General features: G+C 50.7%; 19 protein-coding genes. 2 read left to right on the forward strand and 17 right to left on the reverse strand.

Annotated elements, in window-relative coordinates; translation table 11 throughout:
• Positions 1-86: 86 nt before the first annotated feature.
• From recQ to nirB, 13 genes are all read right to left on the reverse strand, one after another.
• Positions 87-2,225, reverse strand: a complete 2,139-nt coding sequence (gene recQ / locus DCW36_RS02665; protein ID WP_114779292.1) for a DNA helicase RecQ — start codon at positions 2,223-2,225, stop codon at positions 87-89.
• A gap of 248 nt (positions 2,226-2,473) precedes the next feature.
• Positions 2,474-3,040, reverse strand: coding sequence for a molybdenum cofactor guanylyltransferase (gene mobA / locus DCW36_RS02670; RefSeq protein WP_114779294.1), 567 nt, complete (start codon positions 3,038-3,040; stop codon positions 2,474-2,476).
• Between the two features lie 13 nt (positions 3,041-3,053).
• Complete coding sequence (locus DCW36_RS02675; protein ID WP_114779296.1) at positions 3,054-3,332, reverse strand: SelT/SelW/SelH family protein; 279 nt, start codon at positions 3,330-3,332, stop codon at positions 3,054-3,056.
• Positions 3,333-3,347: 15 nt separating this feature from the next.
• On the reverse strand, positions 3,348-3,821 hold the full coding sequence (locus tag DCW36_RS02680) for a molybdenum cofactor biosynthesis protein MoaE (RefSeq protein WP_114779298.1): 474 nt from the start codon (positions 3,819-3,821) through the stop codon (positions 3,348-3,350).
• Between the two features lie 207 nt (positions 3,822-4,028).
• Positions 4,029-4,262, reverse strand: coding sequence for a MoaD/ThiS family protein (locus DCW36_RS02685; RefSeq protein ID WP_114779300.1), 234 nt, complete (start codon positions 4,260-4,262; stop codon positions 4,029-4,031).
• A 24-nt stretch (positions 4,263-4,286) separates the two neighbouring features.
• Entirely contained in the window at positions 4,287-5,237 is a 951-nt protein-coding gene (locus tag DCW36_RS02690) for a GTP 3',8-cyclase MoaA (RefSeq protein ID WP_114779302.1), read from the reverse strand.
• The gene (locus DCW36_RS02695; RefSeq protein ID WP_114779304.1) at positions 5,237-5,971 is read right to left on the reverse strand and encodes a sulfite exporter TauE/SafE family protein; all 735 of its coding nucleotides are present in this window, start codon (positions 5,969-5,971) and stop codon (positions 5,237-5,239) included. Before DCW36_RS02695 ends, DCW36_RS02690 begins: the two co-directional genes overlap by 1 nt.
• Positions 5,961-7,463 (reverse strand): rubredoxin, encoded by a 1,503-nt coding sequence (locus DCW36_RS02700; RefSeq protein WP_114779306.1) that lies wholly within the window; start codon positions 7,461-7,463, stop codon positions 5,961-5,963. The genes DCW36_RS02695 and DCW36_RS02700 overlap by 11 nt, the downstream gene beginning before the upstream one ends.
• Positions 7,464-8,109: 646 nt before the next feature.
• On the reverse strand, positions 8,110-11,640 hold the full coding sequence (locus DCW36_RS02705) for a nitrate reductase (protein WP_114779309.1): 3,531 nt from the start codon (positions 11,638-11,640) through the stop codon (positions 8,110-8,112).
• Between the two features lie 149 nt (positions 11,641-11,789).
• Positions 11,790-13,145: an MFS transporter gene (locus DCW36_RS02710; protein WP_205702864.1), complete on the reverse strand. Its 1,356-nt coding sequence runs from the start codon at positions 13,143-13,145 to the stop codon at positions 11,790-11,792.
• Positions 13,146-13,320: 175 nt separating this feature from the next.
• The gene (gene moaCB, locus DCW36_RS02715) at positions 13,321-14,265 is read right to left on the reverse strand and encodes a bifunctional molybdenum cofactor biosynthesis protein MoaC/MoaB (protein ID WP_114779311.1); all 945 of its coding nucleotides are present in this window, start codon (positions 14,263-14,265) and stop codon (positions 13,321-13,323) included.
• A gap of 57 nt (positions 14,266-14,322) precedes the next feature.
• Positions 14,323-14,706 carry a nitrite reductase small subunit NirD gene (gene nirD / locus DCW36_RS02720; RefSeq protein ID WP_394344788.1) on the reverse strand — a complete coding sequence of 128 codons (384 nt, stop codon included), beginning with the start codon at positions 14,704-14,706 and terminating at the stop codon, positions 14,323-14,325.
• A gap of 43 nt (positions 14,707-14,749) precedes the next feature.
• Complete coding sequence (nirB, locus tag DCW36_RS02725) at positions 14,750-17,254, reverse strand: nitrite reductase large subunit NirB (protein WP_114779313.1); 2,505 nt, start codon at positions 17,252-17,254, stop codon at positions 14,750-14,752.
• A 1,093-nt stretch (positions 17,255-18,347) separates the two neighbouring features.
• Here nirB and cobA point away from each other — a divergent pair.
• On the forward strand, positions 18,348-19,085 hold the full coding sequence (gene cobA, locus DCW36_RS02730; protein WP_205702865.1) for a uroporphyrinogen-III C-methyltransferase: 738 nt from the start codon (positions 18,348-18,350) through the stop codon (positions 19,083-19,085).
• A 61-nt stretch (positions 19,086-19,146) separates the two neighbouring features.
• On the forward strand, positions 19,147-20,052 hold the full coding sequence (locus tag DCW36_RS02735; protein WP_114779315.1) for an SMP-30/gluconolactonase/LRE family protein: 906 nt from the start codon (positions 19,147-19,149) through the stop codon (positions 20,050-20,052).
• Positions 20,053-20,341: 289 nt separating this feature from the next.
• Here the strand turns inward: DCW36_RS02735 and DCW36_RS02740 are convergent, their stop codons facing one another.
• From DCW36_RS02740 to DCW36_RS02755, 4 genes are all read right to left on the reverse strand, one after another.
• The gene (locus tag DCW36_RS02740) at positions 20,342-20,644 is read right to left on the reverse strand and encodes a rhodanese-like domain-containing protein (protein ID WP_114779317.1); all 303 of its coding nucleotides are present in this window, start codon (positions 20,642-20,644) and stop codon (positions 20,342-20,344) included.
• Entirely contained in the window at positions 20,641-22,467 is a 1,827-nt protein-coding gene (locus tag DCW36_RS02745) for a T9SS type A sorting domain-containing protein (protein WP_114779319.1), read from the reverse strand. The genes DCW36_RS02740 and DCW36_RS02745 overlap by 4 nt, the downstream gene beginning before the upstream one ends.
• Positions 22,468-22,518: 51 nt before the next feature.
• Entirely contained in the window at positions 22,519-23,250 is a 732-nt protein-coding gene (locus DCW36_RS02750; RefSeq protein WP_240676025.1) for a PASTA domain-containing protein, read from the reverse strand.
• A gap of 466 nt (positions 23,251-23,716) precedes the next feature.
• Positions 23,717-26,422 (reverse strand): D-alanine--D-alanine ligase family protein, encoded by a 2,706-nt coding sequence (locus tag DCW36_RS02755; protein ID WP_114779321.1) that lies wholly within the window; start codon positions 26,420-26,422, stop codon positions 23,717-23,719.
• Positions 26,423-26,731 lie beyond the last annotated feature (309 nt).

Consider the following 26,731-nt stretch of genomic DNA (forward strand, 5'->3'; position numbering starts at 1 on the left):
CAGAATAAAACAGCGCTGATAAACGCCGACAGGGGCGAAAATCCCGTAGAATTTCAGGGGAAGCTGGAACAGGCAGTACGCCCCGTTCAGGAATTCTGCTTTTTATACACGGCCAGCGAAAGCCGGATTTTGTAATAATCGTACGCTTCGCCCAGTAGCTCGAATAAATCTTTCAGCTTTGCATCCGGCCCCATTTTTTCAATAGCCCGGGCTATTACCTGGTATTCTGCTTTCGACAGGAAATTGCCGATACGAATATCATACCCCTGCTCGTAAAGTGCCGCGATATGGGAGTAAATGGTGGCCAGGTTCAGGTTGCGCTGCTGGGCAATCTGCTCAGGAGTAAAGCCCTGCTTATAGGCCTCGAAGGTTACCAGGTGCGTGGCGCCTTTTATTTTATTCCCCTTATCCTGCTCCTCGGTAATGAAATGCATGATCTCGTTCATGAAATCTTCGCCGTAACGGTCGAACTTCTGCGCCCCCACCCCGCCAATGGCCAGCATGGAAATGCGGTTGGTTGGTCTTTCGGCTGCCATCTCCTGCAAGGTAGCGTCTGAAAAAACAACATAGGGAGGCACATTCTGCTCATCGGCCAGCCTCTTTCGGAGGGCACGCAGCTTGTCGAACAGCGCATCTTTTATCAGTTCTTTCTTCGGACGGGCTTTCACTAATGGCACTTCCTCCGTCTGTCTTACCTCCTCAAACTTCACCAGCTCCACTTTCCTGTTTTCGAATAGCACCCTACGGCTCTGCTCTGTCAGTTTCAGGGTGTAGTTCTGGTCGTAAGCCAGTTCAATGAGGCCGGCGTTTATCATCTGGTGGAGGTAACGCTGCCAGTCCATCGGGCTGATGTCGCGCCCGGCGCCGTAGGTTTTTATTTTATCGAAACCTGCCTGTAACACCTGGCTGTTCCGGGAGCCGCGGAGCACATCTACCAGCAGTCCCATGTTCGCCTGCTCCTGCGTTCGTGCAATAGCCGACAGCGCCTTTTGCGCAAGCAAAGTGCCATCGAACGTTACCGGCGGGTTACGGCAGATGTCGCAGTTGCCACAGGGCTTTTCCATGGTTTCGCCGAAGTACTGTAACAGGATGCGCCTCCGGCAAATGGCGGCTTCGGCATACTGCTGCATGCGCTCCAGCTTTACCAGCTGCAGTTCCAGCTGGCTTTTCTGTCCCCGCTCTCCTTCCGAAAGCATATTGCGCATACTCATCACATCGGCATAACTGTAAAACAGAAGTGCATCCGACTTGGCCCCGTCGCGCCCGGCACGCCCGATTTCCTGGTAATAACCTTCTATATTCTTGGGCAGGTTGTAATGGATCACCCAGCGCACGTTCGATTTGTCGATGCCCATCCCGAAGGCGATGGTGGCGCACACGATCTGCACGTTATCGCGCAGGAAATCCTCCTGGGCTTTGGCCCGCTGGTTAGGAGACATGCCGGCATGGTAAAAGGTAACGCTGTAGCCGTCTTTCTTCAGTTTCCCGGCCAGCGACTCGGTGCTTTTGCGGCTCAGGCAGTAGATGATGCCCGGCTGCCCCTGGCGCTTATCCAGGAAATCGCGGATGCGGTTGTAGCGATCGCGGCCCGGGCGAACGCTCAGGTTAATATTGGGACGGTCGAAAGAGGCGACAAATACCTCGGGGTTCTGCAGGTGAAGCTGCTCCTGGATATCTTTCTGCGTGAGGCGGTCGGCGGTAGCGGTAAGGGCAACGACAGGAACCTGCGGAAACTGCTGCTTGAGCGCGCGCAGTTGCGTGTATTCCGGGCGGAAGTCGTGGCCCCAGGCCGAGATGCAGTGCGCTTCGTCTACGGCAAAAAGGGAAATGTTCAGGCGTTTGAGAAAAGCAAAAAAACCGGCAGAAAGCAGCTTCTCCGGCGACACATACAGGAGCTTCAGTTGGTTATCGAGGCACTGGTTTTCAATTTTGTATTGCTCTTCGGCACCTTGGGAGCTGTTGATATAGGCGGCAGGGATACCATTTACCAGCAGGGCCTCCACCTGGTCTTTCATGAGGGCAATGAGCGGCGATACCACCACGCAAATCCCCTTCTTCACCACTGCCGGTACCTGGTAACAGATGGATTTTCCACCACCTGTCGGCATTAGCACCACCACATCTTTCCCCTTCAGGATATTCGAAACAATATCTTCCTGCATGGGGCGAAACTGGTCGTAGCCAAAGTACAGCTTCAGTGCCTCACGCGCCTCTCGTATTTCCATCTCGTTTGCTTTGATCTCTATAGAAGAAACAACTATAGCCTGTAATTATAGTTCAAAGATAGTTATATTTTTGGTGAGACAGAAGCAGGCAAAACAGAAGGAAGCCGGAGTTTAGGCAAGGCAATTTATTCCATAACACCTAAACACCTGCCAGATAAGTGCAGCAGAGGCTGTGGTGGCAGGTGCAGAAGATATTAAAGCTACCTGGGAGTAGTCTTGAGGTAGGTTTAACGGAGCGCAAGCCCAGGCTACAGCGTATTGTAGTTCCTGAAGCTGTTGCTGTCCAGCAAAGGCAAGCCACGGGTGTTGCCGCTTCGCAGGACATGCATTAAACTAAAATTATCAAGCGCACCTGTAGCCACTTTTTGCGTAACTGCCTTTAAACCGGCAGCTGAATAGATGGCACAAAAAGGCTCGTAAAAATCGCCTGACATAAACGCATAAAAGTCGTAATGCTCTTCTGATTCGTAGGCCGCCATCAGGTAGGCCAGCGTAGCCTCTTCCATATCGATCATGTCGCAGGCCAGGAGCAGGAGGTCGTAGTCGGGGTACTGCTGGTGCACGCTTAGCAGGCCCTGCAGCGGCCCTTCCACGGCGGGAACCTTGTCCACAACTAAATGTTCGGCAGGAAATAATTTGCTGTATTCGTCGCGTTGCGCAGGATTTACAGAAACCACAACAGGTAACTGAAGGGCTTCAAATTTGGCTGCTACGTACTTTGCCCAAACGGTATCCTGGATGGGAATCAGGCCTTTGTCGCGCCCCATGCGTGTGCTTTGCCCCCCGCACAGCACCACGCCCAGTAATTTTGTCATTGTTGTTATCAGCTTATTTTTTGTCGGAATGGCCCAGGCTCTTGCCCGGACTAACTTTGTCGCGAACCAGTTGTTTCAGCTCCTTAATTTCCGGGAAACGGCCTGCTTCCTTCCTGTCAAAAATCACCTCATCCCCCACACGGACAGTGTAGCGTCCGCTTACTTCGCTTGGCTGCAGCAGCACTCCCTGCACCTCGCCGGTAAACGTGGTAAGCAGTTCCTGCGCCATGTAGGCGGCCCGCAGCATCCAGCCGCATTTGGGGCAGTACTCGATGGTGACAACCGGTTTCATGGGGTAAAGGTAAGGCTACTTTTTCAGCTCGTCAAATTCATATACGTGCTGGTTGGCATCGCCGGTTATGTCGTGGCAGTTGCAGTTGCCGCCCCACTTCCGGGTGCCGTCGGTAAAATATTCGCACTTCCAGATGGGTACCTCGTGCTTGATGCGGTCGATGATGTAGCGGTTGGCGGCATAGGCTTCGCCCCGGTGTGGAGAGGCTGTGATGACTACGACAGCAGACTCGCCAATGCCAACTTTGCCGGTTCGGTGCTGGGCCACGGCAATGTTCAGCGGCCACTTCTGCTTCGCCTCTTCCAGGATGGCGGCGGTCATTTTGTTGGCCATGGATTCGTGTGACTCGTAGTCCAGGTAAGCGACCTGCCGCCCCATATTGTTGTCCCGCACTTCCCCGCTGAACAGCACAATAGCACCTGCCTGGGGGTGGTGTGACTGCGCCAGAAGGCCTACAACGTCAAGGGGTTCTGCGGATATGTGGTTCATTGGTGGTTTAAAAATTAACTTGTTTTTGTCTGAATCAGGATTTACAGGATTGGGTAATCTGCATTTGGTGGACTTACTGCTGCCAGACACTCGCAGGAGCTGCGCACACTGCGAGGTCTGTTAATGCCCTGCTGCACTTTTTCGATAACTGTCTTTTATTTTGAATCCAGGAAATCCCTTAACCTGTTAATCCAAATTCAGACAGCCTCACCCGCCGCTGCTTGGCGGGATAACGCAAACGGTATCGCTTTCCTTTAGCTGGAAATCCTGGGGGACAAACTCGTCGCCTACAGCAAAGCGGCAGATCTGGAGCATGTTGCGGGAACCGGGATTCAGGGCTGAAAGCCGCTCTTTCAGCGACGCTACGTCCTGCACCTCACCTGCCAGTTCAAACTCTTTATCGAAATAATCTTTTAACGCTGCGAAAACCTGTACTTTCATAAATAAAATTTTCCTCTTCGCTAATTAGCCGCCTATGTGAAGCATGCTTAACTCGCTTCCTGTAAACCGCACTTTCTGTTTCTGATCCATGGCCTCCTGCAGTTTCTGCGTCAGCTCCTCCCGTGCCACCACATTTTTTATCGAGACCGGATTGTTGTTGCTCAGGCAGCCGTAAATGTTGCCTTGCGCATCGAGGCGCAGGCGGTTGCAGTCCTGGCAGAAAGGTTCGCTTTCGTTGGCCACAATGCCGAACATTTTTCCTTCCGAAGTACGCCAGTAATTAGCAGTGGCAGAGGGAGCCCGGAGCTGCCTGGTGAAATTATATTTTGTAGCAATCGTCTCGAGTATCTTTTCCTGCGGAAACATGTATTTCATGCCCTGGTTGTGGAGGTGCCCCATGGCCATTACCTCCAGAAACCGGATCGGAATATCCCGCTGGAAAGCAAAGTCCAGAAGCGGCAGTATCTGGTTGTCGTTCAAGCCTTTCAGGATAACAGAATTCAGCTTTACCTCCAGCCCGCAGGCAATGGCCGAGTCGATGCCTTTGAGCACTTTCTCCACCTTTTCGCGCTTGCTCATGAGGTAAAACACTTCCTCATCCACGGCATCCAGCGACACGTTCAGCGACTGCAGGCCGGCTTCTTTCAGCATCGGGGCCATGCGGTCGAGCAGAAAGGCGTTGGTGGTCATCTTGATTTCCGGGATGCCCAGTTTGGAAACGCCTTCCAGCACAGCCGGCAGCTCGCGGTACAGCAGCGGTTCGCCACCGGTAAAACGGATGGTCTGCAGGTTGAGCTGGGCGTGCAGTTTGGCAACCTGGTCTAGGAAAACGGTAGCCGGGGTTTGTGCTTTTTTATCTGCGTTGATGGTTGGGTCGCCCATGGTGCAGTACACACAACCCAGGTTGCAGGTCGTAAGCAAACTAACCCGTAAGGTCTTAAATGTACGTCCGTAAGTATCGCGCAATTCCATCATCACATAAAGAAAATTAGTTTAACAGAGGCCATAGCGAGTACAGCTGTGAGCATATAACGCACCGTGTTAACGGCAAAACGCCTGCTGCCAAAATAGGCTCCTGCCGTACCGCCCACCACTGCTGCCGCAAACCACATACCCGAGGAATAGGTTAAAGCATACTCGTTGGCGGTGTTGCCCAACAAGCCGGCAAAGGAGTTAAAGAAGATAAACAAAGCTGAAACAGCTGCTGCCTCTTTGGCATTGGCCCAGGCCAGCAAGATAATGACCGGGCTTAAAAAGATCCCCCCGCCAATATTGAGCAAACCCGACAAAAACCCGATCACTACGCCCCAGAACAGGGCAACCGGCAAGAGCAGCTTTTTTTCCTGCTCACGTTCTTTCGGCCCGAAGCCCAGCATCCGGATAACAGGCAGGATAAGGGCCAGCCCCAGCAACAGGTTGTAGTTGCCCGGCGGCAGCTGCACTTTAGAACCAATAAATGCAAGCGGAATGGAGGTAAGCAGGAAAGGCCAGCATAAATTCCACTTGAAATAACCGCCTTTGTAAAACTGGTAAAAACCCATGCCGGCCACTACCATATTCAGCACCAGGATCATGGGCTTATAGGTAACAACCGGCACAGCAAATATCGACAGGACCGCCAGGTAGCCGCTGGCCCCACCATGCCCCACGGAGGCATACAGGAAGCCAACAACCAGTAACGAAAGTGCTATAAGGAGATCATGATTCATTCAGGTAAACAGTTTGAGAAGTATCGATCAAAACAAAATCTTCTTTAGGCGCATCGCAGGTCGGGCAGCAGTAAGCTTCAATCTGCTCAAAAGCAGTGCCCGGGCCGATGCCATTGATTTCGTCTCCATACTTCTCGTCGTAAACAGTAAAGCAATTTTTACACTGGTAAACTGGTGCCGCCGGCTGCACATCTGCTTCTACGGAAACTTCGTCTTCGAGTAGCGCAGCATTTGCCATTAATTCCGGCTCACTCTGCAGCTCGTAATAATAATTACATAACTTGATTAAGTGGGCACTTAGTTCGTCGCGGGTAATATCTTTTTTAAAGCTAATAAAATCTTTTGAATTCGGATTAAAATCCCGTGTATATAAAATTTCGAAACGATCGTCGGGCAACAGCGGTCCCTGTGGCATATCCTGCTGCGTCCGGATAACGATGGAGCCGAACAATCCGGTTTTGGGCTGTGTCTTGATAGCGAAGCACAAACGGTAGGTACGCACATCGGCATCGTTAAACTGCCGTACCAGGTAATTCTTCAACTGCAGCCCATAGGCGCACTGGTCTTCCACCTGCCAGTTCAGTTCGTTGGAGGCATGCCGCACGTTAATCAGGTGCTTGCACAGCACAGCATCCCAGTAGTTGCGGTCGGTCTTTTCGATGCTTTTAACAATCAGCGATTTCCACGGCGTGGTATACAGCTGGCCTACCCGCAGCTTGAGGCAGATCTTGCACAGGTCTTTCAGGAACGACACCTTAAACTGCTCGTCGCGACGGTAAATGCCTAACCAGAGCTTGTTGTCGTAGCGGTTGAAGCCTTCATAATACGGCAGCGTGAAGGCAGGCAGCCGCAAAGGTGAAGAAATAGGTTGCAGCACATAATTCCCGCTGGCATTCACCATGCTGTTGAGCAGGTTCCCATCTATTGCGGGTTGGTCGTAAAAACGCTCCTTGTTGGCAAAAATAGTGCTTTCGATGGCACTGCTGAGGGCGGCAATATCCTCGGAATAGACCAGCGACGGCCAGCAGTAGATGATATTTGTTTTCGGGAAACGGATGTACAGGAACCAGTAGTTGCTGATGTCGGAGGCAATAAAGTTCAGGTTCCCGGTAAAGAAAGGGAAGAACGTCTGGTTGTTGTCCACCAGGTTTATTTTTAGCTGTGGCCTGTAATCAAACAAATCCAGGATGTCTTTGTAAACACCTTCCAGCACCCAGGGCGAGTGGTAAAAAACATCCTCAATTACATACGAGCTCACGATATTCGGATGCTCATCCGCATTCACTTCATAAATGATATCAGCCGCTATCAGGTCTTTCTGAAGCTCATGCAGTTTATCTTCTGCTACATCAAAATACACCTGCTGCCGGTTACCAAAACGGAAATATTCCACCTCCGCTTTATCAGCCGCATTCAGGATATCACAAAAATCACCGGCAGATACGATGCCTCCGGTTAAATTGATTTTGATGGTATGGCTTTTCAACGTCATTGCTGTTTTTGTTTACTGTAGCTGTTATTCAGCTGTTGTACAAGCGCTTCTTTTCTTTCCTCCCTTGCCAGGGCACAATTTGCTTTCATTTGTTCTGCTGCACCTGCCACCACAGCCTCTGCTGCTGGCTATGAGCTTAATGGTAAAATAAACTCAACCAACTCTTCACTTATGTCATCCTGGAAGGATCTTGTGGGCAAGTTGCCTGGACACCTGAGCAGGTTAATAAATTATACAGACTTACTGTATGCTAAAGCGTCTGTTTTCATAGCTTGAGCTTCTGCAATTCGCCCACAAGATCCTTTCAGGATGACAAAAAATGTTATATGCATGAAGCAGAAACCATAGTATATTACTAGTACTACATAAACGTTTAGGTGTCGGCTTCAACTTCACACTATATTGAGTTGCCGGTGATAACACACGGCAACGGCGAGAGTCTAACCGACAAAGAAGATTTTATGCAGCACTAGTGCACGACCAATTTGATTTTTAGAAATATACAGTAAATGCGAAACTGTCCCCTTGAGGGGACTACAGGGGTGTTAAAGGCTGGCGAATTGGCAAAAAGTAATTCACAGATGTAAACACCCCTCTTACTCCCCTCAAGGGGAGAGTTTCCTCTAATAATTATTTTGGTCGTACACTAAATCGGCACTGCCTTCTGCACCAGTTCCAACCGCAGGGTTTCTTCCAGGATCTGTTTTACTTCGGGGCGGCAGGAACCACAACCGGTTCCTGCACCGGTTGTGGCGCAGATTTCTTTCAGGTCGGTACAGCCTTCGGCTATTTTCTGACGGATGTTGTCGCTGCCTACATTGTTACAGCTGCATACCAGTTTTCCGAGCACCGGCTCCGCTTTGCTGCCGCTGCGTAACAGCTGCAGGCGCTTGTCGCTCAGTTCTATTTTACCGGATATCAGCTCCCTGAACTCCTGGAATTCGCTCTTGTCGCCAATCAGAATAGCGCCTACCAGTCTGTCCTGGTGGATGATGCACTTCTTGTAGTAGCGCTTGGCTTTGTCGATAAAGACAATCTCCTCGTAGTTTTCCTCATCCGGACACTCGGGTATGCCGATACTACACAAATCGAAGCCATGAATCTTGATGATGTTCATGAAGGTGCTGCCCTCGTAGAAGCTGGCAATGTCGCCGCTCAGGTAGCGGGCCACGATTTCGGCCTGTTGTTCCGCGGCGGCTGTGATGCCGTACAGGATTCCCTCAAATTCGGCTATTTCGCCAATGGCAAAGATGTTCGGATCGCTGGTCTGCAGGCGGTTGTTTACGAGCACGCCGCGCTTGCACTCCAGGCCGCAGTCGCGGGCCAGTTCCAGGTTCGGCACAGTACCGATGGCAATGATCATAGCATCGCAGTCTATCCTGCGACCACTCTTCAGGCCGATACCGGTCAGTTTGGAGCGGCCATAGAAGAGCTGCACCTCATCATTGAAATACAGGTCGCAGCCCTGGTCGGCCATTTCTTCCTGCAGCAACTGGCTTCCGAGTGGATCAAGCTGGCGGTCCAGGAAACGGGAGATACGTTGGATAATGGTCACCTTGGTGCCCATTTCCCGCAACGATGCTGCCATTTCCAGACCTAACAGACCGCCGCCCACTATCACCACATGGGAATCTTCGGGTAAATGTTTTTTAAAGTTATCGGCATCGGTACGGCTGCGCATGGTAAAAATGCCCGGCAACGACGGTACGTTTTTCGGAACTGCCGCCCGGCTACCTGTCGCCATCAGCAGCACATCATAATCGGTCCGGATGCCCCGGGAGTCGATCACGTACTTTTCCTCGCGGTTTACCTTCTCTACACTCACCCCCCGTAGCAGGTTGATGTTATATTCAGGCTCTTCCGAATCTTTCATCTTCACGAGCTGCTCCCATTTCTGATGGCCGCTGATGTAGTCGGGCAGCATAACGCGGTTGTAGAACGGAAAGTCTTCCTTGCTGAAGATGGTGATCTCGTCGTCCTTGTTTATTTCGCGGTACGACTTCACGAAGCCAAATGCACCGGCACCGGCTCCTACTATCACAATGCGCTGGAAAGGCTTTTTATACTTCTCCACCCGCACGGCACAATATTTAAAGTCAGGCTCCCCGGAAACAGGGTCAAGCACATCGTTGGTGACGTTGTTTGCCCGGTTCAGGTCGCTTCCTAAGATCTTCCCCCAGTGCATCGGCAGAAAAACAACCCCTTGTTTGATGCTATCTGAAACCTTAGCTTTAACCCGAACCTCTCCCCTTCTGGAATTAACCAGTACAATATCGTCGTTGGCGATTTGCAACTGTGCTGCATCAGCAGGGTGAATCTCCAGGAAAGCCTGACTTATGTGTTTTTTCAGTTTGTTTACTTTTCCGGTCTTACTCATGGTATGCCACTGGTCGCGGATACGCCCGGTGGTGAGAATAAGCGGAAAATCTTCGTCCGGGCGTTCGCTCCGGAACTCCACCGGCACAGGATGAATAACGGCTTTGGTGGATGGTGTATAAAATACTTTATCGGTAAATAAGCGCTGATCCCCTTCGCCGGTTTCACCGGTTCTGTAAGGCCACTGTACCGTTTTCTTTTCCTTCAGCACCTCATAGCTCAGCCCGGTAATATCGATGTAGGTGCCGGCCGTCAGCTGGGCATGCTCTTTGTAAATAGCGGCGGCATCTTCAAAGTCGAAGCCTTTGTAGCCCATTTTTTGGGCAAAGCGGCAGATGATTTCTGCATCGGGCAAGGCCTCGCCCGGTGCATCCACCACCTTGTTTACGAGTGTAATGCGCCGCTCCGAATTGGTCATGGTGCCTTCCTTCTCGGCCCAGGCCGCAGCAGGCAGCACCACATCGGCATATTTGAGTGTTTCCGGTTTGTTGCTGATGTCCTGCACCACCACAAACTTTGCCTTCTTCAGGGCTGCCTCGGCCTGCCGCACGTTAGGCAGACTGGTCAGCGGGTTGGTGCAAACAATCCAGATCGCTTTGAGTTGGCCGCTCTCCAGCGCCTCGAACATTTGGGTGGCCGTATAGCCAGGCTTGGAAGACAATTCTGTTCCGCCCCAGAACCGGCGAACTTCCTCGCGGTGTGCCGGGTTGTTCAGGTTACGGTGTGCCGGAAGTATATTGGACAGACCGCCTACTTCGCGTCCGCCCATGGCATTTGGCTGCCCGGTAAGCGAGAACGGACCCGAACCAGGCTTGCCGATGTGGCCCGTAATCAGGTTCAGGTTGATCAGGCTGAGGTTTTTGTCAACGCCTACGGCACTTTGGTTCAGGCCCATGGTCCACATGGAAATAAAGCCTTTGGCCTGGCCGATGTACTGCGCCGCCAGCCGTATGTCCGCCTCCTGCAGCCCGCATATGTTGGCAGCCTCTTCCACGGTGCGTTCAAATACCACCTGCTGGTAGGCATCGAAGCCTTCGGCATGGTTGCGGATAAAGTCAAAATCCACGTCGCCGTTCTCGATCAGCAGCCTGCCGATGGCGTGGTTCAGCACCACATCCGTTCCGGGGTTCAGCTGCAGGTGCAGGTCCGCAATGGCACATGTATCAGTTACGCGCGGATCAACAAGGATAATCTTTACATCCGGGTTCGCTGCTTTATGCGCTTCTACCCTTCTCCACAAAATCGGATGACACCAGGCCGGGTTGGCGCCGGTTACATAAAAGCAATCAGCCAGTTCGATATCATCGTAGCAAACCGGAACGCTGTCTTCGCCAAGCGACATTTTATAGCCTACCACCGCGCTGCTCATGCACAGCCTGGAGTTGGTATCGATGTTGTTGCTGCCGATGAAGCCTTTTATCAGTTTGTTGATAACATAATACTCCTCCGTCAGGCACTGCCCTGACACATAGAACCCGACAGAATCGGGCCCATATTTTTGAATAAACGTTTTAAAAACGGCCGCTGTACGTTGAAACGCTTCTTCCCAGCCCACGCGCTGCAGGGGCATGCTTTTGTTATAGCGCATTTGCGGGTAAAGCAGGCGGTCGCTTTTATCGTTAACGGTATACTGCAGGTTCATGCCTTTGCTGCACAACATCCCTTTGTTTACCGGATGATTCTTGTCGCCCTCTACGGTCACAGTGCCGTTTTTCTGCCTGGTGATCACCACCCCACAGCCCACACCGCAGTAAGAACAGGTGCTGGTAAAAGAATCGTTATGTAGTTCGTTAGCAGGCATTCTATTTAATATTGAATTTCCGAATTGTAAAAATGTTGTCTGAATCAGGATGTACAGAACGTAAGAATGACAGTCCTTTTTCTCATTTTCTTTTTTCTGTCGTATTCTGTTAATTCAGCAATCCTGTATATTCTGATTCAGACAATAAATTACCTTCTTTCTAAAACCGGTTCGGGTACCAGTTTTCCATTTTTTTCGTCGAGTAACGTAGCCATTTCTTCTTTTGCCTCTCTTTCCATGGCAGGCGAGAAGCGCACCAGCAGGGTAAGGCCAGACGAAGCAGCCACTACCAGACCGATGATGAAGAGCGCTTCCGGATAAGACATGTTGTCTACTTTGAACAGGAAGCCTGCTGCTACCGCACCGGCATTACCACCGGCTCCCACGATGCCAGACACCACGCCTATCGCTTTTTTGTTGATGAACGGCACCACCGAGAAGGTAGCTCCTTCCGACATCTGTACAAACAAGCTGAAGATGATCATGGCGACAATTGAGAGCGGCAGAATGGTCATTTTAGAGAATACCAACAAGGCCAGACCTTCTATCAGGATAACAGCACCCAGGAACCAAACCCTGCCGGAAAGTCCCCAGCGGATACCGGCTTTATCGCCGAAGAAACCACCCAGCGTACGGGCAAATATGTTCATCAACCCGAACAGACCAGCTATCAGACCGGCTGTTCCCAGGTCCAGTTTAAAGTAATCGTGGTAGTAGATAGCAGCAATGTTGTTGATGGTAAGTTCGATACCAAAACAGGCGCCATAAAGCACAAACAAAGCCCACACCCTGTGATCGGAAGCCACTTTCATGAAAGAAACATTTGACTTCTTTTTCTTTACTTTAGATAGATCTACATCGCCGATGTTACCGGTTGGGAAGTCGGTTGTGAAATTGTAGTACAGGATACCTACCAGTATCATGGCAAGACCAGGAACCACCATCGCATAACGCCAGGCCATTGCATCAACATAACCGGCGCCTACAAAAGCGGCAAATATTAACGGCATTACCATCTGGGTAACACCACCACCCAGGTTACCCCAGCCGGCTGAAGTAGCGTTCGCCGTTCCGACTACGTTGGAGGCAAACATCACGCTGGTGTGGTATTGGGTAATTACAAACGACGCTCCGATGGCACCTATCGCCAGACGAAAGATCAGGAACGACTCGTAGCTGTCGCTGAACCCGATAAACATAACCGGCAAGGAGCCTAAAATCAACAAGGCAGTATAACAAAGCCTTGGGCCTATTTTGTCGCACAACCAACCGATAGCCAGACGGGCAACTACCGTTATAGCCACGGAAGAGATGATGATGTTACCGATCTGATCTTTGGTAAGACCCAGTTCGTCGCGTACCACCGCCATCAACGGAGCAATACCGAACCATCCGAAGAAACACAGGAAAAATGCCAGCCACGACAAGTGGAATGTGCGCATCTGTACTCCTTTAAAAGATAAGATGTTAAGCTTGGTAAGTGGTTTGTTTGTAGATAATGCCATAAGTAAAATTTTAATGAAGTTGGACTTTTAACTTTTAACTAATTTTATTTACTGCACCAGCCACCACACCCACTGCTCCTTATTCTTTTGTCATTTCGAATGCAATGAGAAATCTGATACTTTTCAATAATCCAGATTTCTCCCTTTGGTCGAAATGACATTGGTGAGAGTTTGGTTAATGTCCGCCGCCCTTCATCATTTTGCGGGCATGGAACACGGCTGGTAAGATGGCTTCGAGCGATTCGCGGACTCCGTTGGTGCTGCCTGGCAAGGTAACTACCAGTGTCTCGCCTATGGAACCTGCCACTCCTCTGCTCATCATGGCCAGGGGCGTTCGCTGTTGGCCGTAGGAACGCATGGCTTCTGCAATGCCGTCGGCGTCTCGTTCGAGCAGTTCGGCTACCGCGCTGACCGTGTTGTCGCGGGGGCCGAGACCGGTGCCGCCGGTGGTAAAAATATAGTGGATTCCTTCCTGTACCCACTCCTTTAACTGCTGCTGTATCTGCGCTTTGTTGTCGGGCAAAATACGATAATGCTTTACCTGCGCCTGCACGTTTTCGAGCATTTCCATAATTACTTTGCCGCTGTTGTCTTCGCGGATACCGGCGGCGGTGGAATCGGAGCAAACCAGAACGGCACATACAGGCGGTGTAGAAAAATACTTCCTGTCTTTGCCGCTTTTCTGCTCCAGCAGCCGCATGCTGCCGATTTCCAGCTGTTTGTCTACGGGTTTCAGCAACTCGTAAAGCTCCAGGGCAGCTACAGATACAGCGGTCAGGGTTTCCATCTCAACCCCGCTGCGACCGATTGTTTTACCCTCTCCCGTTATTACCACTCCCTGTCGTTCCAGAACTGCTTCGTTAAACAAATTTCTGTGCATCTCCTGTTGCAGGAACTCGAAACGAAGCTGCAAACCTTCGATGCTTACAGGGTGACGGTGCGGCAGCAACTGCGGTGTTGCTTTTGCGCCCAGCATGCCGGCAGCACGGGCTGCAGCAAAAGGATTTCCGTCGGGCAATTCATTATTCCGGATCAGGTCAATTGTTTCGGCAGAACAAAACACTACGCTTATTGCTTTGGCTGTGTGTAAGGTGATCTGCTCGTGGGTAAGGTCGTACATTTGATTTTGGTTTAGGACTGACTTTTGTTTCTGCTAGCTAAGATAGCAGAAAAGCCATTACTCCAAACCGATGAACACCCGGTCGCCTTCTACCTTCACAGGGTATGTCTTGATCTGGTAATCCTCACCAGTCAAACACTCGCCGGAAAGAAGCGAAAACGCTTTCTTGTGGAAAGGGCAGGCTACTTTAGGCTCGCAGGCATCGCCGGAGCTACCGATCATACCGCGTGACAATACCATCTGCTGCTTGTGCGGGCACAGGTTTTGGGTAGCATACCACTCGCCGCGGCGGGTAAAGTTGTAAAGCGCGATCTGCTCGTCACCTACCTTTACACAACCACCACCGTTCTGCGGGATATCGTCTGCCTGGCAAACATAAACCCACTCAACTGCTGTTGCTATTTCCAGTTCCATGTTATTCTGAGCTTTTGACGTATTCATATGTTTTAATTTCTTAAAAGTCTAAACCGGATTTTACTGCTGATTACCACTCCTGGGCTTTCACCTGATCACGCATTGGCTGAAACTGCACTGTCGGATCTTTCTCTTGCGGAGCGTTTACAAAGTGGTTGAATTTCTTTCTCAGTTCCGGGTTCTGCACCGCTTCTTTCCACTCGCAATGGTACGTGTTCACCAGCTCCTGCATTTCAGCTTCCAGTTGTGCGGCTATGCCAAGGCTGTCGTTTACAACTACATTTTTGAGGTAGCTCATACCGCCATCCATTTTGTTTAGCCAGGTAGCCGTTCTAGTCAGTGAATCGGCTGTTTTGATGTAGAACATCAGGAAACGATCGAGGTATTTCACGCAGGTTTCTTTGTCTATATCGGAAGCGAGCAGCTGGGCGTGTTGTGGTTTTGAGCCACCGTTGCCGCACACATACAGGTTCCAGCCTTTATCGGTCGCGATGATACCAAAGTCTTTTGACTGGGCTTCGGCACACTCCCGGATACAACCACTCACGCCACCTTTGATTTTATGCGGCGCCCGAATGCCTTTGTAGCGCTCCTCCACCTCGATGGCAAACGACACGCTGTCATGCAATCCGAACCGGCACCAGGTGCTGCCAACACAGCTCTTCACGGTTCTGAGAGCCTTGCCATAAGCATGACCGCTTTCAAAACCAGCGTCAATTAATTCTTCCCAGATTTCCGGAAGGTCGTTCATGTGCGCTCCAAACATATCGATGCGCTGACCGCCGGTTATTTTGGTGTACAGGTTGTACTTTTTAGCCACCTGCCCGATTACAATCAGTTTGTCAGGTGTGATTTCGCCGCCTGGTATGCGTGGCACCACGGAGTAAGTTCCGCCTTTCTGGATGTTGGCCAGGTAACGGTCGTTGCTGTCCTGGATGGTGTTTTGCTTTACAATCACGTCGTTCCAGAGGCTCGACAGGATGCTGGCTACAACAGGCTTACAGGTTTCGCAGCCATCACCTTTGCCCAGATGATCTAAAACTTCGTCGTATGTCTTGATTCCGTTTAGCTTCACCATGTCGAACAGCTCCTGGCGGGAGTAGTCGAAGTGTTCGCACACGTTGTTTTTCACATAAGCTCCGTTTGCTGCTAAAGTACCGGAGATCAGGTCTTTTACAAGCGGAACGCAACCACCACAGCAGGTACCGGCTTTGGTGCATTTCTTTATTTCATCCAGCGAAGTGGCGCCACCATCGGTTACGGCAGAACAGATGCTGCCTTTTGATACAGACTCGCAGGAGCAGATCAGCGCTTCATCCGGAAGGCTCATCACACCGGCACCAGCATCGCCTTCTCCGCCTCTTGCACCCAGGATCAGGTCCTCAGGGTTTGGCGGAAGCACTATTTTATTGTTAACAGTCTGCAGCAGGATGTTGTAGGCATCTGCGTCGCCTACCAGCACACCACCTAACAGGTACTTGCCGTCGTTGCTGATGTTGATACGCTTATAAACACCTTTGTTGCTGTCTTCAAACACGATGCTTCTGCTGTCGGGCTCGCCTACGAACGGATCGCCGAAGCTGGCTACGTCTACACCGATCAGCTTCAGCTTGGTGCTCATGTCGTAACCGGTAAAGGTTTTGGCAGAATCGCATAACTGGGCAGCTACTACTTCGGCCATTTCGTAACCAGGCGCAACCAGCCCGTAGATCATACCGTCGTACAGCGCGCATTCGCCTATGGCAAAAATAGCTTCGTCGCTGGTTTGCATGTTGCTGTTTACCACGATACCGCCACGGGTACCAACTTCCAGTCCAGCCAGTTTCGCCAGCTCGTCACGCGGACGGATACCGGCCGAAATCACCAGCATATCCACATCCAGCGAGGTTTCATCAGCAAACTCCAGCGCAGCTATCTTTCCGTCGCCTGCTATATTGGTCGTGCTTTTCTTCAGGTGCATTTTCAGCCCCAGGCTCTCCAGCTTTGCCTGCAGCATGCTGCTGCCGGCCGAGTCGATCTGGCGCGGCATCAGGCGGGGCGCAAATTCAATTACGTGCGTTTCTTCTATCCCTAAGTCTATCAGGGCTTTCGCAGCTTCCAAACCCAGCAAACCGCCACCCATTACAGCGCCTTTACGGGCTGTTTTCGCAAAATCCTGTATCAGTTCCAGGTCTTCGATAGTACGGTACACGAACACACCGTCTTTCTCCACACCCGGAATATCCGGCACGAAAGCAGAAGAACCGGTCGCCATTACCAGGTAATCATAAGACTGCACGACACCTCTTACCGAATGAATCGTTTTCTCGGTGCGGTTAATTTCCTGGATGGTATCACCCAGGTGCAGGGTAATATTATTATCGCTGTACCAGTTCGCTGTGGAGAGCGACAGGTCTTCAGCAGTTTTACCACTGAAGTATTCGCTCAGGTGAACACGGTCGTAGGCCCTGCGAGGCTCTTCCCCGAAAACAACAATATTATAGGCTGTAGTTTTAGCAATAAGTTTTTCGCAAAACTTATAACCCACCATTCCATTTCCGATAACTACTACTGTTGGCTGATACTGCTGAGACATAATAGACAGTTTTTATTTTTAAGCGATTTTTATTTAAAACTAAACCTGCAGGTGATTTTCAGATTTCCGATACATGTAATCTGTACCTCTGTTTGCACTTCAAGCACCTGCCTGTTTGATATGAGTTGTTATTTTTTTACCAGTTACTCAATTCTGATGATGTTATTTTGTCGACTCAATAAAAAATCAATCCGACCTATACCCCTTTTTTCATTATTTACATTTTTTCAACAACCCTTGAATTATTTAATAAGTATCAAACACTCAAAATACGTTATAAATTCCAGGGGGTTTATTAAAAATTTTAATAAATATACGGAGTACCCCCTTAAAAACAATAGGGGCTATTGAATTATTTTTCATTTTTAGCACCACACACCCCCTTATTACAAACAAGTGTTAGGATTTTAGAACTTATTGATAAAATTTGGATTTTTACTACCAAATAGCCGTATTTAGAGGAATAAGAAGCAATTTAGAGTATTTTATATATATCCGGCCACATTTTTAAAGGGGATAAATTTTGAGCTGCTTGTTAGCCTTACTGAATAAAAAAATATTTTCACGTCACCACCCCCTACTTTTAAAGGGGGCCATAAGCAAAAAACACATTTTCGCTTCACCACCCACCATAACCACACCCACCCAGACTGACTGGCATGATTTAATAAAATTATCTCCCTAAAATCAGCAGCAATGTTTTATATTGCGTCATCCGTGCAACCAAGGGAAATAATCTCTCACGATAATGGAGCACCTACAGGGGCAAAGTAATAACAGGAAGTTCTTAATCTCAACAGTAGCAGGCGAGACAGGTTGTTTAAAGCAACCAGACTGTCAGACGGCTCTGTTCGTATACTTTGGTGGCTATTCGGATTATTCCGGCAGGCGAACCAATACCAGGAGTAAGAAGGTATCGGGAAAACAACGGATAAAACAAAAACGATTAGTACCTTATCTTATAGATAAAATGTTGATTGATAGCTTTACGGACTGAGCCGGGTATAACAGTTGCAGAAAAACCTGCAGACGATCTTACCAGGAAGCAATAAAGATCAGTTTATTAAAGTGCATGAGTAAAAGCCATTGAGTAATGATGCCTGACGCAACAAAAACACCTATATTATATGTAGTGGGAGCCGGCCCTGGTGATCCTGAACTGATTACCATGAAAGCCTACAAGGTGCTGCAGCAGGCAGATGTGGTGCTGTACGACAACCTGGCCAACAAAGAACTACTGAATCTTACCAAAGCGGATTGCGAAAAAATTTATGTTGGCAAGCATCCCTACGGCGAATACACACCCCAGGAAAGAATTCATGAGCTGATACAGGAAAAAGCGTTCAGCAAAGGAACAGTAGTGCGGCTGAAAGGCGGCGACCCTTACATTTTCGGACGCGGCTTCGAGGAAGTGCTGTTTGCCCGGGAACATGGCATTCAGACACATTACATTCCCGGTATTACGAGCATGCAGGCAACAGGCTTCGAAGATATCCCGCTTACCCACCGCAGCATCAGCGAAGGGGTATGGGCGCTGACCGGCACCAAAAAAGACGGCAGCATTTCCGACGACCTGCGGCTGGCTATGCAGAGCAACTCCACTGTCGTTATATATATGGGTGTGAAAAAGGCCGCCGCTATCGCCGACACCTACACACAAGCCGGCCGGGGCGACACGCCTGTTGCTGTTGTGCAGCACGCTTCATTACCACACCGGAAAACAGCTACCGGCTACATCAAGAACCTTCCTGACCTGATTGCACAGCACCACATTACGCACCCCGCCCTCATTGTGATCGGCGGCGTTGTCGCGCTGGATAAAGAGCTGTAAAATCTGAATACCGTGCTGCTGGTTTACGTATGCCTGATTATACAACCTTACAAACCGAAGCATGAGCACGAATCAACCATCAGAAGCAACACTGGTATTAGACGCCAAAGCAACCTTAGGCGAAGGAGCAATATGGCATCCGGAAGAAAAGAAACTATACTGGGTAGATATTGAAGGAAAAGCGCTTCATATCTTTGATCCGGCTACCAACCAGGACAAGCAGTTTCCGACCAGTGCACGCATCGGCACGGTAGTACCTGTGGCGGGCGGCTGCGCACTGGTGGCCCTGCAAAACGGAATCCATAAAATGGATACCGAAACCGGAGAACTCACCTTCATTACCAACCCGCTTCAGGAGCCGGACATCCGGTTTAACGATGGCAAATGCGACCCCGCCGGGAGGTTCTGGGTAGGCACCATCGCCCTGGACGCCCGGGAAGGTGCGGCTGTCTTGTACCGCATGCGGCGCGACCAGAGCATGCAGCAGATGCTGGATGGTGTTACCAACTCGAACGGTATCTGCTGGTCCCTGGATGCCAAAACCATGTACTACATCGACACCCCCACGCTGGCTGTAGATGCTTTCGATTTTGATAACATTTCCGGTAAACTGAGCAACAGGCGCACTATTATTCATATACCCAAGGGCGAAGGCCAACCCGACGGCATGACCATCGACGCAGAAGGCAAGCTCTGGGTAGCATTGCACGGCGGTGGAGCCGTAACCCGCTGGGACCCTGAAACCGGGAAACTGCTTCAGAAAGTCACTGTGCCGGCACCCAACACCACCTCCTGCGCCTTTGGCGGCGAAAACCTGGAGGTACTCTACATCACCACCGCACGCGAGGGACTGAACGAACAGGAACTGAATCAATACCCGCAAAGCGGCGGCCTTTTCGCTGTTAAGCCCGGCGTGCAGGGCATTCCTGCCGATTTCTTTATCGAAAAAGGACTGGCTGTTGTCTGAGGTAATTTTTCAGTGTCTTCAGGAGCAGTGGCTGTGGTGGCAGGGGCAGTAAAATATAATGTACTAATTTTTAATGTGCTTATGCCTGCCTGATTAAATCGTTGGACTATTAAAGTGATAGACCCCGTTAATCCCTAAATCTGCTTAATCCCGGTTCAGACAAAGGAGCAGAGGCTGTGGTGGCAGCTGCAGTAGACTTTTTGGTGCGTTCAAGCCTCAAATTCCAGGAAAAAGAAGAGCGCCCGGACCTTTGCAGATCCGGGCGCTCTTCTTTTTCTGATGTAAATATTTAGCCGTTATAGGCCAGAATGCCACCCAGCAAGTTGCGTACATTGCTGAAGCCCTGTTGCTCCAGGAAAGCCTTGGCATTGGCAGACCGGGCACCGGAACGACACTGTACAATAACTTCCTGATCTTTATATTCTTCCAGATCGTCCAGGTTTTGCGGCAATGAGTTCAACGGGATGTTTTTTGCGCCGGGAATGCACGACTCCTGGTACTCCCAATCTTCCCGTACATCTATAATCACAGGAGTTTCGCCTTTGTTCAGGCGCTCTTTCAGTTCTTCTGCGGTAATGTCAGCTGTTATCATGGTTTCGTGAGTATAAGTTTTTTAGTTAGTATAGTTTTACTTGTTTCGATGCGTAAAGTATACACGCCGTTTGAAAGATGTTGTAAGGATATCGGTTGCAGCGCTGGTACAGCTGCCTGGTAATGCACCTCCCGCCCTGTCGCATCATAAATCCGGATGCTTTTGTAAGCACTCTCAATTACGATAGTACCTTTTGATGGATTCGGATACAGCACAAATGCTTTGGCAGCAATTTCATCGGCCAGCCCGAGGGCCTTTCCCGTCATCACGGGGCGCAGCATCACGGCGCCCTCCAGTTCGTCTTCCACCCAACCGCTTACGCTGCTGAACAGGAAGCGCCTGCCGGGCATCCGTTCGTTCCGGTCGAAACCGATATTTACAAACAGGTTGCCGGGCTGTGACCATCCTGCATAAAAACGTTCTTTTACGGAAACAGGTTTGGGTAGCTCCACTTCATAAAAATTGTTGATTCCCGCTGTGTACCGGACCTGGAAACTATACTGGTACAGTGTTTCCCCCGGCACTCCCTCATTATCTTTCCAGATCCTGAAGGTGAGCGTGGTACCGGCAATGCTGTTACCCACCTGCGGAAAATACACCCGGAATGCCCTCACCTGGTCGGACTTGTTTAGCTCGTAGCGCTGCGCCACCTGCGACACACCCGTGGAAATAAAGTTAAAGCCTGCCTCTGCCGATCCATCGTCGTAGGCAAAGTAATCAGCAAAATCGGTTTCGCGCGATACGCTGTCGTTGGCGCGGTAGCGGTCGTTCTGTTCTTTTGTATCCAGGAAAACACCGTGCACCAGTTTAAACGGCTGCTCCGGAAACGTAAACGCAGAAACACGGGGAGTCCCGGCAACAACAAACTGGCGTGCATTTTCGGGCACAATGCCTGCCTCATTTAAAAACGTATCGGCGGGTGCCTCAGGTGTAGCCATGGCCACATAGCCGCGCCAGCTGATGGCAGCCGGCACATTGCCCAGGTTATTTACCGTTACCGAAACTTCCTCTGCCAGCTCTCCTTCCGGATTGCCAATGAACTGCTGAACAGGAATGGCCGTGTAGTTTTTAAGCAGCGGTGTAAGGCCGCGGCTAAGGGCAACGTCGCTGGTGGTATTCTGATTTTTGCGGCGGTTCCGGTCCAGCTCCACATAATCAATGTTCCAGACATCGGCCAGGCCCGAACGCCTGCCTACGCTCCGGAACCTGAACTGAAAATTCTCGTGGAAAAAGCGTGCTTCTTTTACCCCAACAAACACCTGGGCAAAATCCGTCCGCTCCCCCACTCCGGGCTGTTGCCACACCATCTGCCAGGCACCGGTGGCATCTTTAAACTCCAACTGCAAGTAAACACTGTTGGTAGAGGAGCGGTCCGGTACATCGCCTACCCCACCCGATTGCCAGTAAAAACTTAGGTAAACGGAATCGGCTGGTGACAGCCCCGCCAGTTGAACCGGTTGTGAGGTCAGCGTATCGGAAGGACCGGGAGCAATGACATTGGGTGCATAGGGAACTCCGGCAGCATTGAGTCCATCGAACGTAGCGACTCCAATCGTAACAGGCTCCAGGGCGTAGCGGTTATTGATAAAGACGCCCCCGTTTTTCCAGCGAACCGGGTCCGGCACACCATGCGCGAAGTTGGCGAAATCATCAAAAAAAGGCAGTGGCAACGGGTCTTCCTGCAGGCGGAGCTGCTGCATGAAGCTACTTCCTGCCGTTTGGGGCTGGCGCGCCTCCTGCTGTAACGGACTTAACAACGCTTGTGCACTGGCACACAAACTGAAAATCAGACAGATTACTAGAAACGCCAGCTCTTTTCTCATATTTCCTTTTCTACTGTTCTGCGCCCATCCGCCCGGACAGGCACGAAATGATTAGTCTATCGTTGGAACTGTTCTTTCCTGGCCGGCCACCCACAGGTCAACCAATTCCCCTACCCTGATTTTTGCACCCGGTTGCGCTACAGGCCGTTGCCGCACGACGGTTCCGTCTGTTTTGTCGCTGTCCTGCACGTAGATGATGTTGCCAATCTGCAGCCCCTGCCCTACCAGCAGCACCGAGGCTTCATCAATTGGCATATTCACCACGTTTGGCATTTCAAATTCTGTATTGCCCAGGCCATCGCCCACGTGCAGGTCTACCACAGCGCCCTTCGGCACCATCTCGCCCGGCTGTACTTCTTTGCCGTTAATAAACTGCTTCAGCACCGCATTTTGCTGCAGGTCGGGTACGTAGGTAATTTTTCCTTTCCGGAGATCATAGCTTTTCAGCACCCGCTCCGCATTCAGCACAGAGCCATCGATCAGCTTCGGCATCTTGATCATGGGCGGTTGCTTCATGTTTACGCTGATGTAGATCTTACGCCCTTCCTTTACTTTAGAACCAGGTGCCGGGTCCTGCGTCAGGATGGTGTTCGGTTTCAGGTCAGGCTTATAGGTGGAGTCGTTGATAAAATAGCGCAGGTTTTGCGCGTCCAGTTGCTCCTCCGCTTCGGACAGCTGCATATCCGTGATCTTCGGCACCGAGATGGATTCGCCGTGATTGGTGGTGGCAGGCAGATACACAAAAAAGAAGCCTACTACCAGCAAGGCTACTATAACGGCCATTACAGCCAGATGTTTTAGCACATCAGCAAATGAGTTCACTCTGAACATGGACATTGTTAATTATTGAATGGCTGAATTGTTTGATTCAGTTCCGGCACATTATTATGTTATCTTAACGCTTCAGTATCTATTTTAGCACTACCAGCTTTATTTTTTGTCTGAACCGCTGCTTCTTTTGATTTAATTGATTTTATGTTTGTCTGAATTTGGATTCGTCAGATTTTGGGATTAACTGGATTTTTTTCTGAACAAGATTAAGAAGATTAAAGGAATAACAGGATTGATTGGTTTTGTCTGTGGTTCGTGCAGGAGACGCGGGCACCGCGTCTCTACAGACAATGATCATTACAATCTCTCTACCTACCTGTTAAAGGGTTGAAAATCTTCAACCCCTACAAAATTTCTACCTTTCTACCTCTTAAACTTTCTAACTCCTAAACTCCCAAACTCTCTAACTCCCAAACTCCTAAACTCCCATCTCCTGCTGCCTGGTACGCTCGATGCCGTACTGCAGAATCTGGTCGATAAAGTCGTAGGGCTTGTAGCCATTGATGGCGGTCTGGTGGAAGATGCAGGTGGCGGGCGTCATACCCGGCAGCGAGTTTACTTCGATGATGATGGTTTCCACCTCGTCGTTGTCGAATATCCGCACAAAGGCATCGATGCGCGCGTAGCCTTCTATCTGCAGGATCTGGGCCACCCGTTTCAGGTCTTCTTTTACCTTGTCCGATATTTTCTGACGGCGTGCAGGGTCGGTGGCGTAACGGGCCGGGGTGATGTTTTGCCCCTCGCCTGCCAGGAATTTTTCTTCCAGCGACAGCACCTCGCCTTCAGCCAGCGCTTCCGAGGCTTCAAACACCTCGTAACTTACCATACCATCCGGTGCGTGGTTGGTGAGCAGGCCACCGGTAATTTCAAGGAAGTGTTTGGCGCCTTCTTTCGAAATGAGCGTTTCTACCAGGAAACCGCCTTTGTTCGGAAACTCTTCCTTAAAGCCGAGCGAAAGGGTACGGGCACAGTTCTCGTCCAGTTCTTCCATCTCACGGAACATGAGCGTGGCAAATGCCTCCAGCTCCTTCCGGTTCTTTATCTTTTTCACCGCCGAACTACAACCATCGTCGGCAGGTTTGGCAATGAACGGGTAATTAAACTCGGATTCTAAGGTTTGATAGAACCGCTCCCGGTCCTGCAGCCAGTCCTGCTTAAAGGCCATGCGGTGCTTGGCTACCGGCACACCGTACTTGGCCAGCAGTTCGTTCGTTTCGTATTTATTGATGGTAATCTGCGAAGAGTGGATACCGGAGCCATTATACGGGATGTGCAGTTTTTCCAGCTCTGCCTGCATCGCCCCATCCTCACCCGGACGACCGTGCAAGGCTATAAAGACGGCATCAACCATGTTTTTCAACTGGGTATAGGTGATGCGCTGCGGGTCGTGCAGGGCTTGGCCGGTGTACTTGCGGGTGATGCTTTCGGCTTCGTTGATGATCTGCTCCAGCACCGGGTGCCGCTGCCCGCCATGCTCGTAATGCTGTATTTTCTCCTTAATATCGTCGGCATTGTCCTTGAGCATGATGTTCACCGGGATCGTGTAGAGCCGGTGCTCTTCGTTGCTGCCTGTCAGGAAAACAGGTAGCGGCTCGTATTTAGTGGACGAAGACAGCTTTTCATAGATGTTGCGGCCACTCTCCACGGAAATATGGCGCTCGGACGAATAGCCGCCCATTATCACGCCCACCCGGATTTTGTCGTGGCGGTGTGCCTGCTGCTCGGCAATATTCTTATCCAGGTCCTGCAACAGCCTGCTCAGCCGCACCGTGTCTTTACCCGACTTCAGGCGTTCTGCTATGGAAGTACGAACGATGTAAGTCAGGAACTGCGACGGGTTCAGCCCGATTTCAGCGGCCTGGTGGAAGAAGAACGAGGACGGCAGCATGCCCGACGTGGTGTTCGGGTCGTTCAGGAAAATCTCACCCGCTGCTGTAATAAAGCCGTCGAGACGCGCATACACGTTAAAGGCCAAAGATGTAAACAAGCGGCTGCAGGCCTGGCGTATCTCCTGGATCTGCTCTGCCGGTAGGTTGATGGGCGTAATTTTGCGGCTCAGCCCCGGCAGGTATTTGGAACGGTAATCGAACACTTCGCTGCCTTTTACGATTTCGGTTGGCGGCAGCGCCAGCGGTTTGCCCGCCTCGTCCTGCACCACGATGCACGAAAACTCGCGGCCCTGGATAAAGCTTTCGACGAGCACCTGCTGTTCGTGCTCTATATTAATAAGTGTAACCGAAGCAGCCTCAGTGGTAGCAAATGTGTTATTGATGCTGTTAAACAGTTCCTCCGGGTGGTAAATGATTTCGCCGTTTTCCAGCGCCACCGGCATCCCGATCCCCTCGCGGATATCCACGAGCTGTTTCATGCTGCTAAGCTGCTTCTCTTCAGAAAGCTGCTGCCACTGCGCTTTGTGTATGGTTTTGGTGAAGAAACTGCGTTCTACAGCCTGTTCAAAAAGAGCAAAATCCTTCTCCCGCACAATGGACACCCCGATAGAAGAGCCCTGGTGCGGCGCCTTCAGTACCAGCGGCAGCCCCAGATCGGCTACAATGGCTTCGAAAATACCTTCGCGCTGCTGCTGGTCGGTCCAGTTGGTGTACTGAATAGTCCGGTAATCGGGTGTCGGGAAACCGTGCTGCCGCAGCATTTCCTTCTGCGCAATCTTGTCGATACCGATGGAAGATGGCAAAATGCCGGAGCCGGAATACGGAATGCGGTACCACTCCAGCAGCCCCTGGATGCTGCCATCTTCGCCGTAAGGCCCGTGCAGCGCCAGGAATGCAAAATCAAAGTGGTTGCGGAATTCGTGGGGCAACAGGCGCCTGCCTACTTTGGCAATAACGGCATCCTGCTCCTCCACCGACAGCTCGCCCAGCGACTCCAGGTAAATCTGAAGCTGGTGCACACTGTCGGGCAGCGACTCCACCGGCGGGTAAAAATCGCGGATGGTGCCTTTATAAATATACTGCCAGTCCAGCAGAATAAAGTTGCCCAGGCTGTCGGCAAATACCGGAACGGCCTCGAAAAGGGCTTTATTTAAATTATCGTATACCGTACGTCCGCCTGCAAAAGAAATCTCCCGCTCCCGCGACGGACCACCGAAAATTATTCCTATTCTCATTCCTGCAAAGGTAAGAAAATATCCAGTTAATCAGTTTTGTCTTTGCGTGTTAGTTGCCGCACCCGCTGCAGAAGCACAACAGCTAACATCTCCGCTCTTAACGATGGAGGCTGCGTTCTATTATTTACGTGCATTCGTCGATTTCTGCCGGTAAAAGGCTACTGCACCTGCCACCACAGCCACTGCTGCTAAATAAAAATCCCCTGTCACTTTTAAAGGAACAGGGGATTTCTAGCTAATGTATGGTAACAAATGTTACGCACAAATTCACTTTATAAGGTAAAGTCCCCCTTTGAAGGGGGTAAGGGG

It is taken from the genome of Botryobacter ruber (assembly GCF_003347595.2).
GTDB lineage: Bacteria > Bacteroidota > Bacteroidia > Cytophagales > Hymenobacteraceae > Pontibacter > Pontibacter ruber_A.

What these genes read in the sequence shown, in the direction of transcription:
- cobA (WP_205702865.1), top strand. Translation starts at nt 18,348, where the DNA reads ATGATGCCTGACGCAACAAAAACACCTATATTATATGTAGTGGGAGCC.
- nirD (WP_394344788.1), bottom strand. Translation starts at nt 14,706, where the DNA reads ATGAATACGTCAAAAGCTCAGAATAACATGGAACTGGAAATAGCAACA.
- DCW36_RS02745 (WP_114779319.1), bottom strand. Translation starts at nt 22,467, where the DNA reads ATGAGAAAAGAGCTGGCGTTTCTAGTAATCTGTCTGATTTTCAGTTTG.
- DCW36_RS02735 (WP_114779315.1), top strand. Translation starts at nt 19,147, where the DNA reads ATGAGCACGAATCAACCATCAGAAGCAACACTGGTATTAGACGCCAAA.
- recQ (WP_114779292.1), bottom strand. Translation starts at nt 2,225, where the DNA reads ATGGAAATACGAGAGGCGCGTGAGGCACTGAAGCTGTACTTTGGCTAC.
- moaCB (WP_114779311.1), bottom strand. Translation starts at nt 14,265, where the DNA reads ATGTACGACCTTACCCACGAGCAGATCACCTTACACACAGCCAAAGCA.
- DCW36_RS02685 (WP_114779300.1), bottom strand. Translation starts at nt 4,262, where the DNA reads ATGAAAGTACAGGTTTTCGCAGCGTTAAAAGATTATTTCGATAAAGAG.
- DCW36_RS02675 (WP_114779296.1), bottom strand. Translation starts at nt 3,332, where the DNA reads ATGAAACCGGTTGTCACCATCGAGTACTGCCCCAAATGCGGCTGGATG.
- DCW36_RS02690 (WP_114779302.1), bottom strand. Translation starts at nt 5,237, where the DNA reads ATGATGGAATTGCGCGATACTTACGGACGTACATTTAAGACCTTACGG.
- DCW36_RS02680 (WP_114779298.1), bottom strand. Translation starts at nt 3,821, where the DNA reads ATGAACCACATATCCGCAGAACCCCTTGACGTTGTAGGCCTTCTGGCG.
- DCW36_RS02700 (WP_114779306.1), bottom strand. Translation starts at nt 7,463, where the DNA reads ATGACGTTGAAAAGCCATACCATCAAAATCAATTTAACCGGAGGCATC.
- DCW36_RS02710 (WP_205702864.1), bottom strand. Translation starts at nt 13,145, where the DNA reads ATGGCATTATCTACAAACAAACCACTTACCAAGCTTAACATCTTATCT.
- DCW36_RS02755 (WP_114779321.1), bottom strand. Translation starts at nt 26,422, where the DNA reads ATGAGAATAGGAATAATTTTCGGTGGTCCGTCGCGGGAGCGGGAGATT.
- nirB (WP_114779313.1), bottom strand. Translation starts at nt 17,254, where the DNA reads ATGTCTCAGCAGTATCAGCCAACAGTAGTAGTTATCGGAAATGGAATG.
- mobA (WP_114779294.1), bottom strand. Translation starts at nt 3,040, where the DNA reads ATGACAAAATTACTGGGCGTGGTGCTGTGCGGGGGGCAAAGCACACGC.
- DCW36_RS02740 (WP_114779317.1), bottom strand. Translation starts at nt 20,644, where the DNA reads ATGATAACAGCTGACATTACCGCAGAAGAACTGAAAGAGCGCCTGAAC.
- DCW36_RS02750 (WP_240676025.1), bottom strand. Translation starts at nt 23,250, where the DNA reads ATGGCCGTTATAGTAGCCTTGCTGGTAGTAGGCTTCTTTTTTGTGTAT.
- DCW36_RS02705 (WP_114779309.1), bottom strand. Translation starts at nt 11,640, where the DNA reads ATGCCTGCTAACGAACTACATAACGATTCTTTTACCAGCACCTGTTCT.
- DCW36_RS02695 (WP_114779304.1), bottom strand. Translation starts at nt 5,971, where the DNA reads ATGAATCATGATCTCCTTATAGCACTTTCGTTACTGGTTGTTGGCTTC.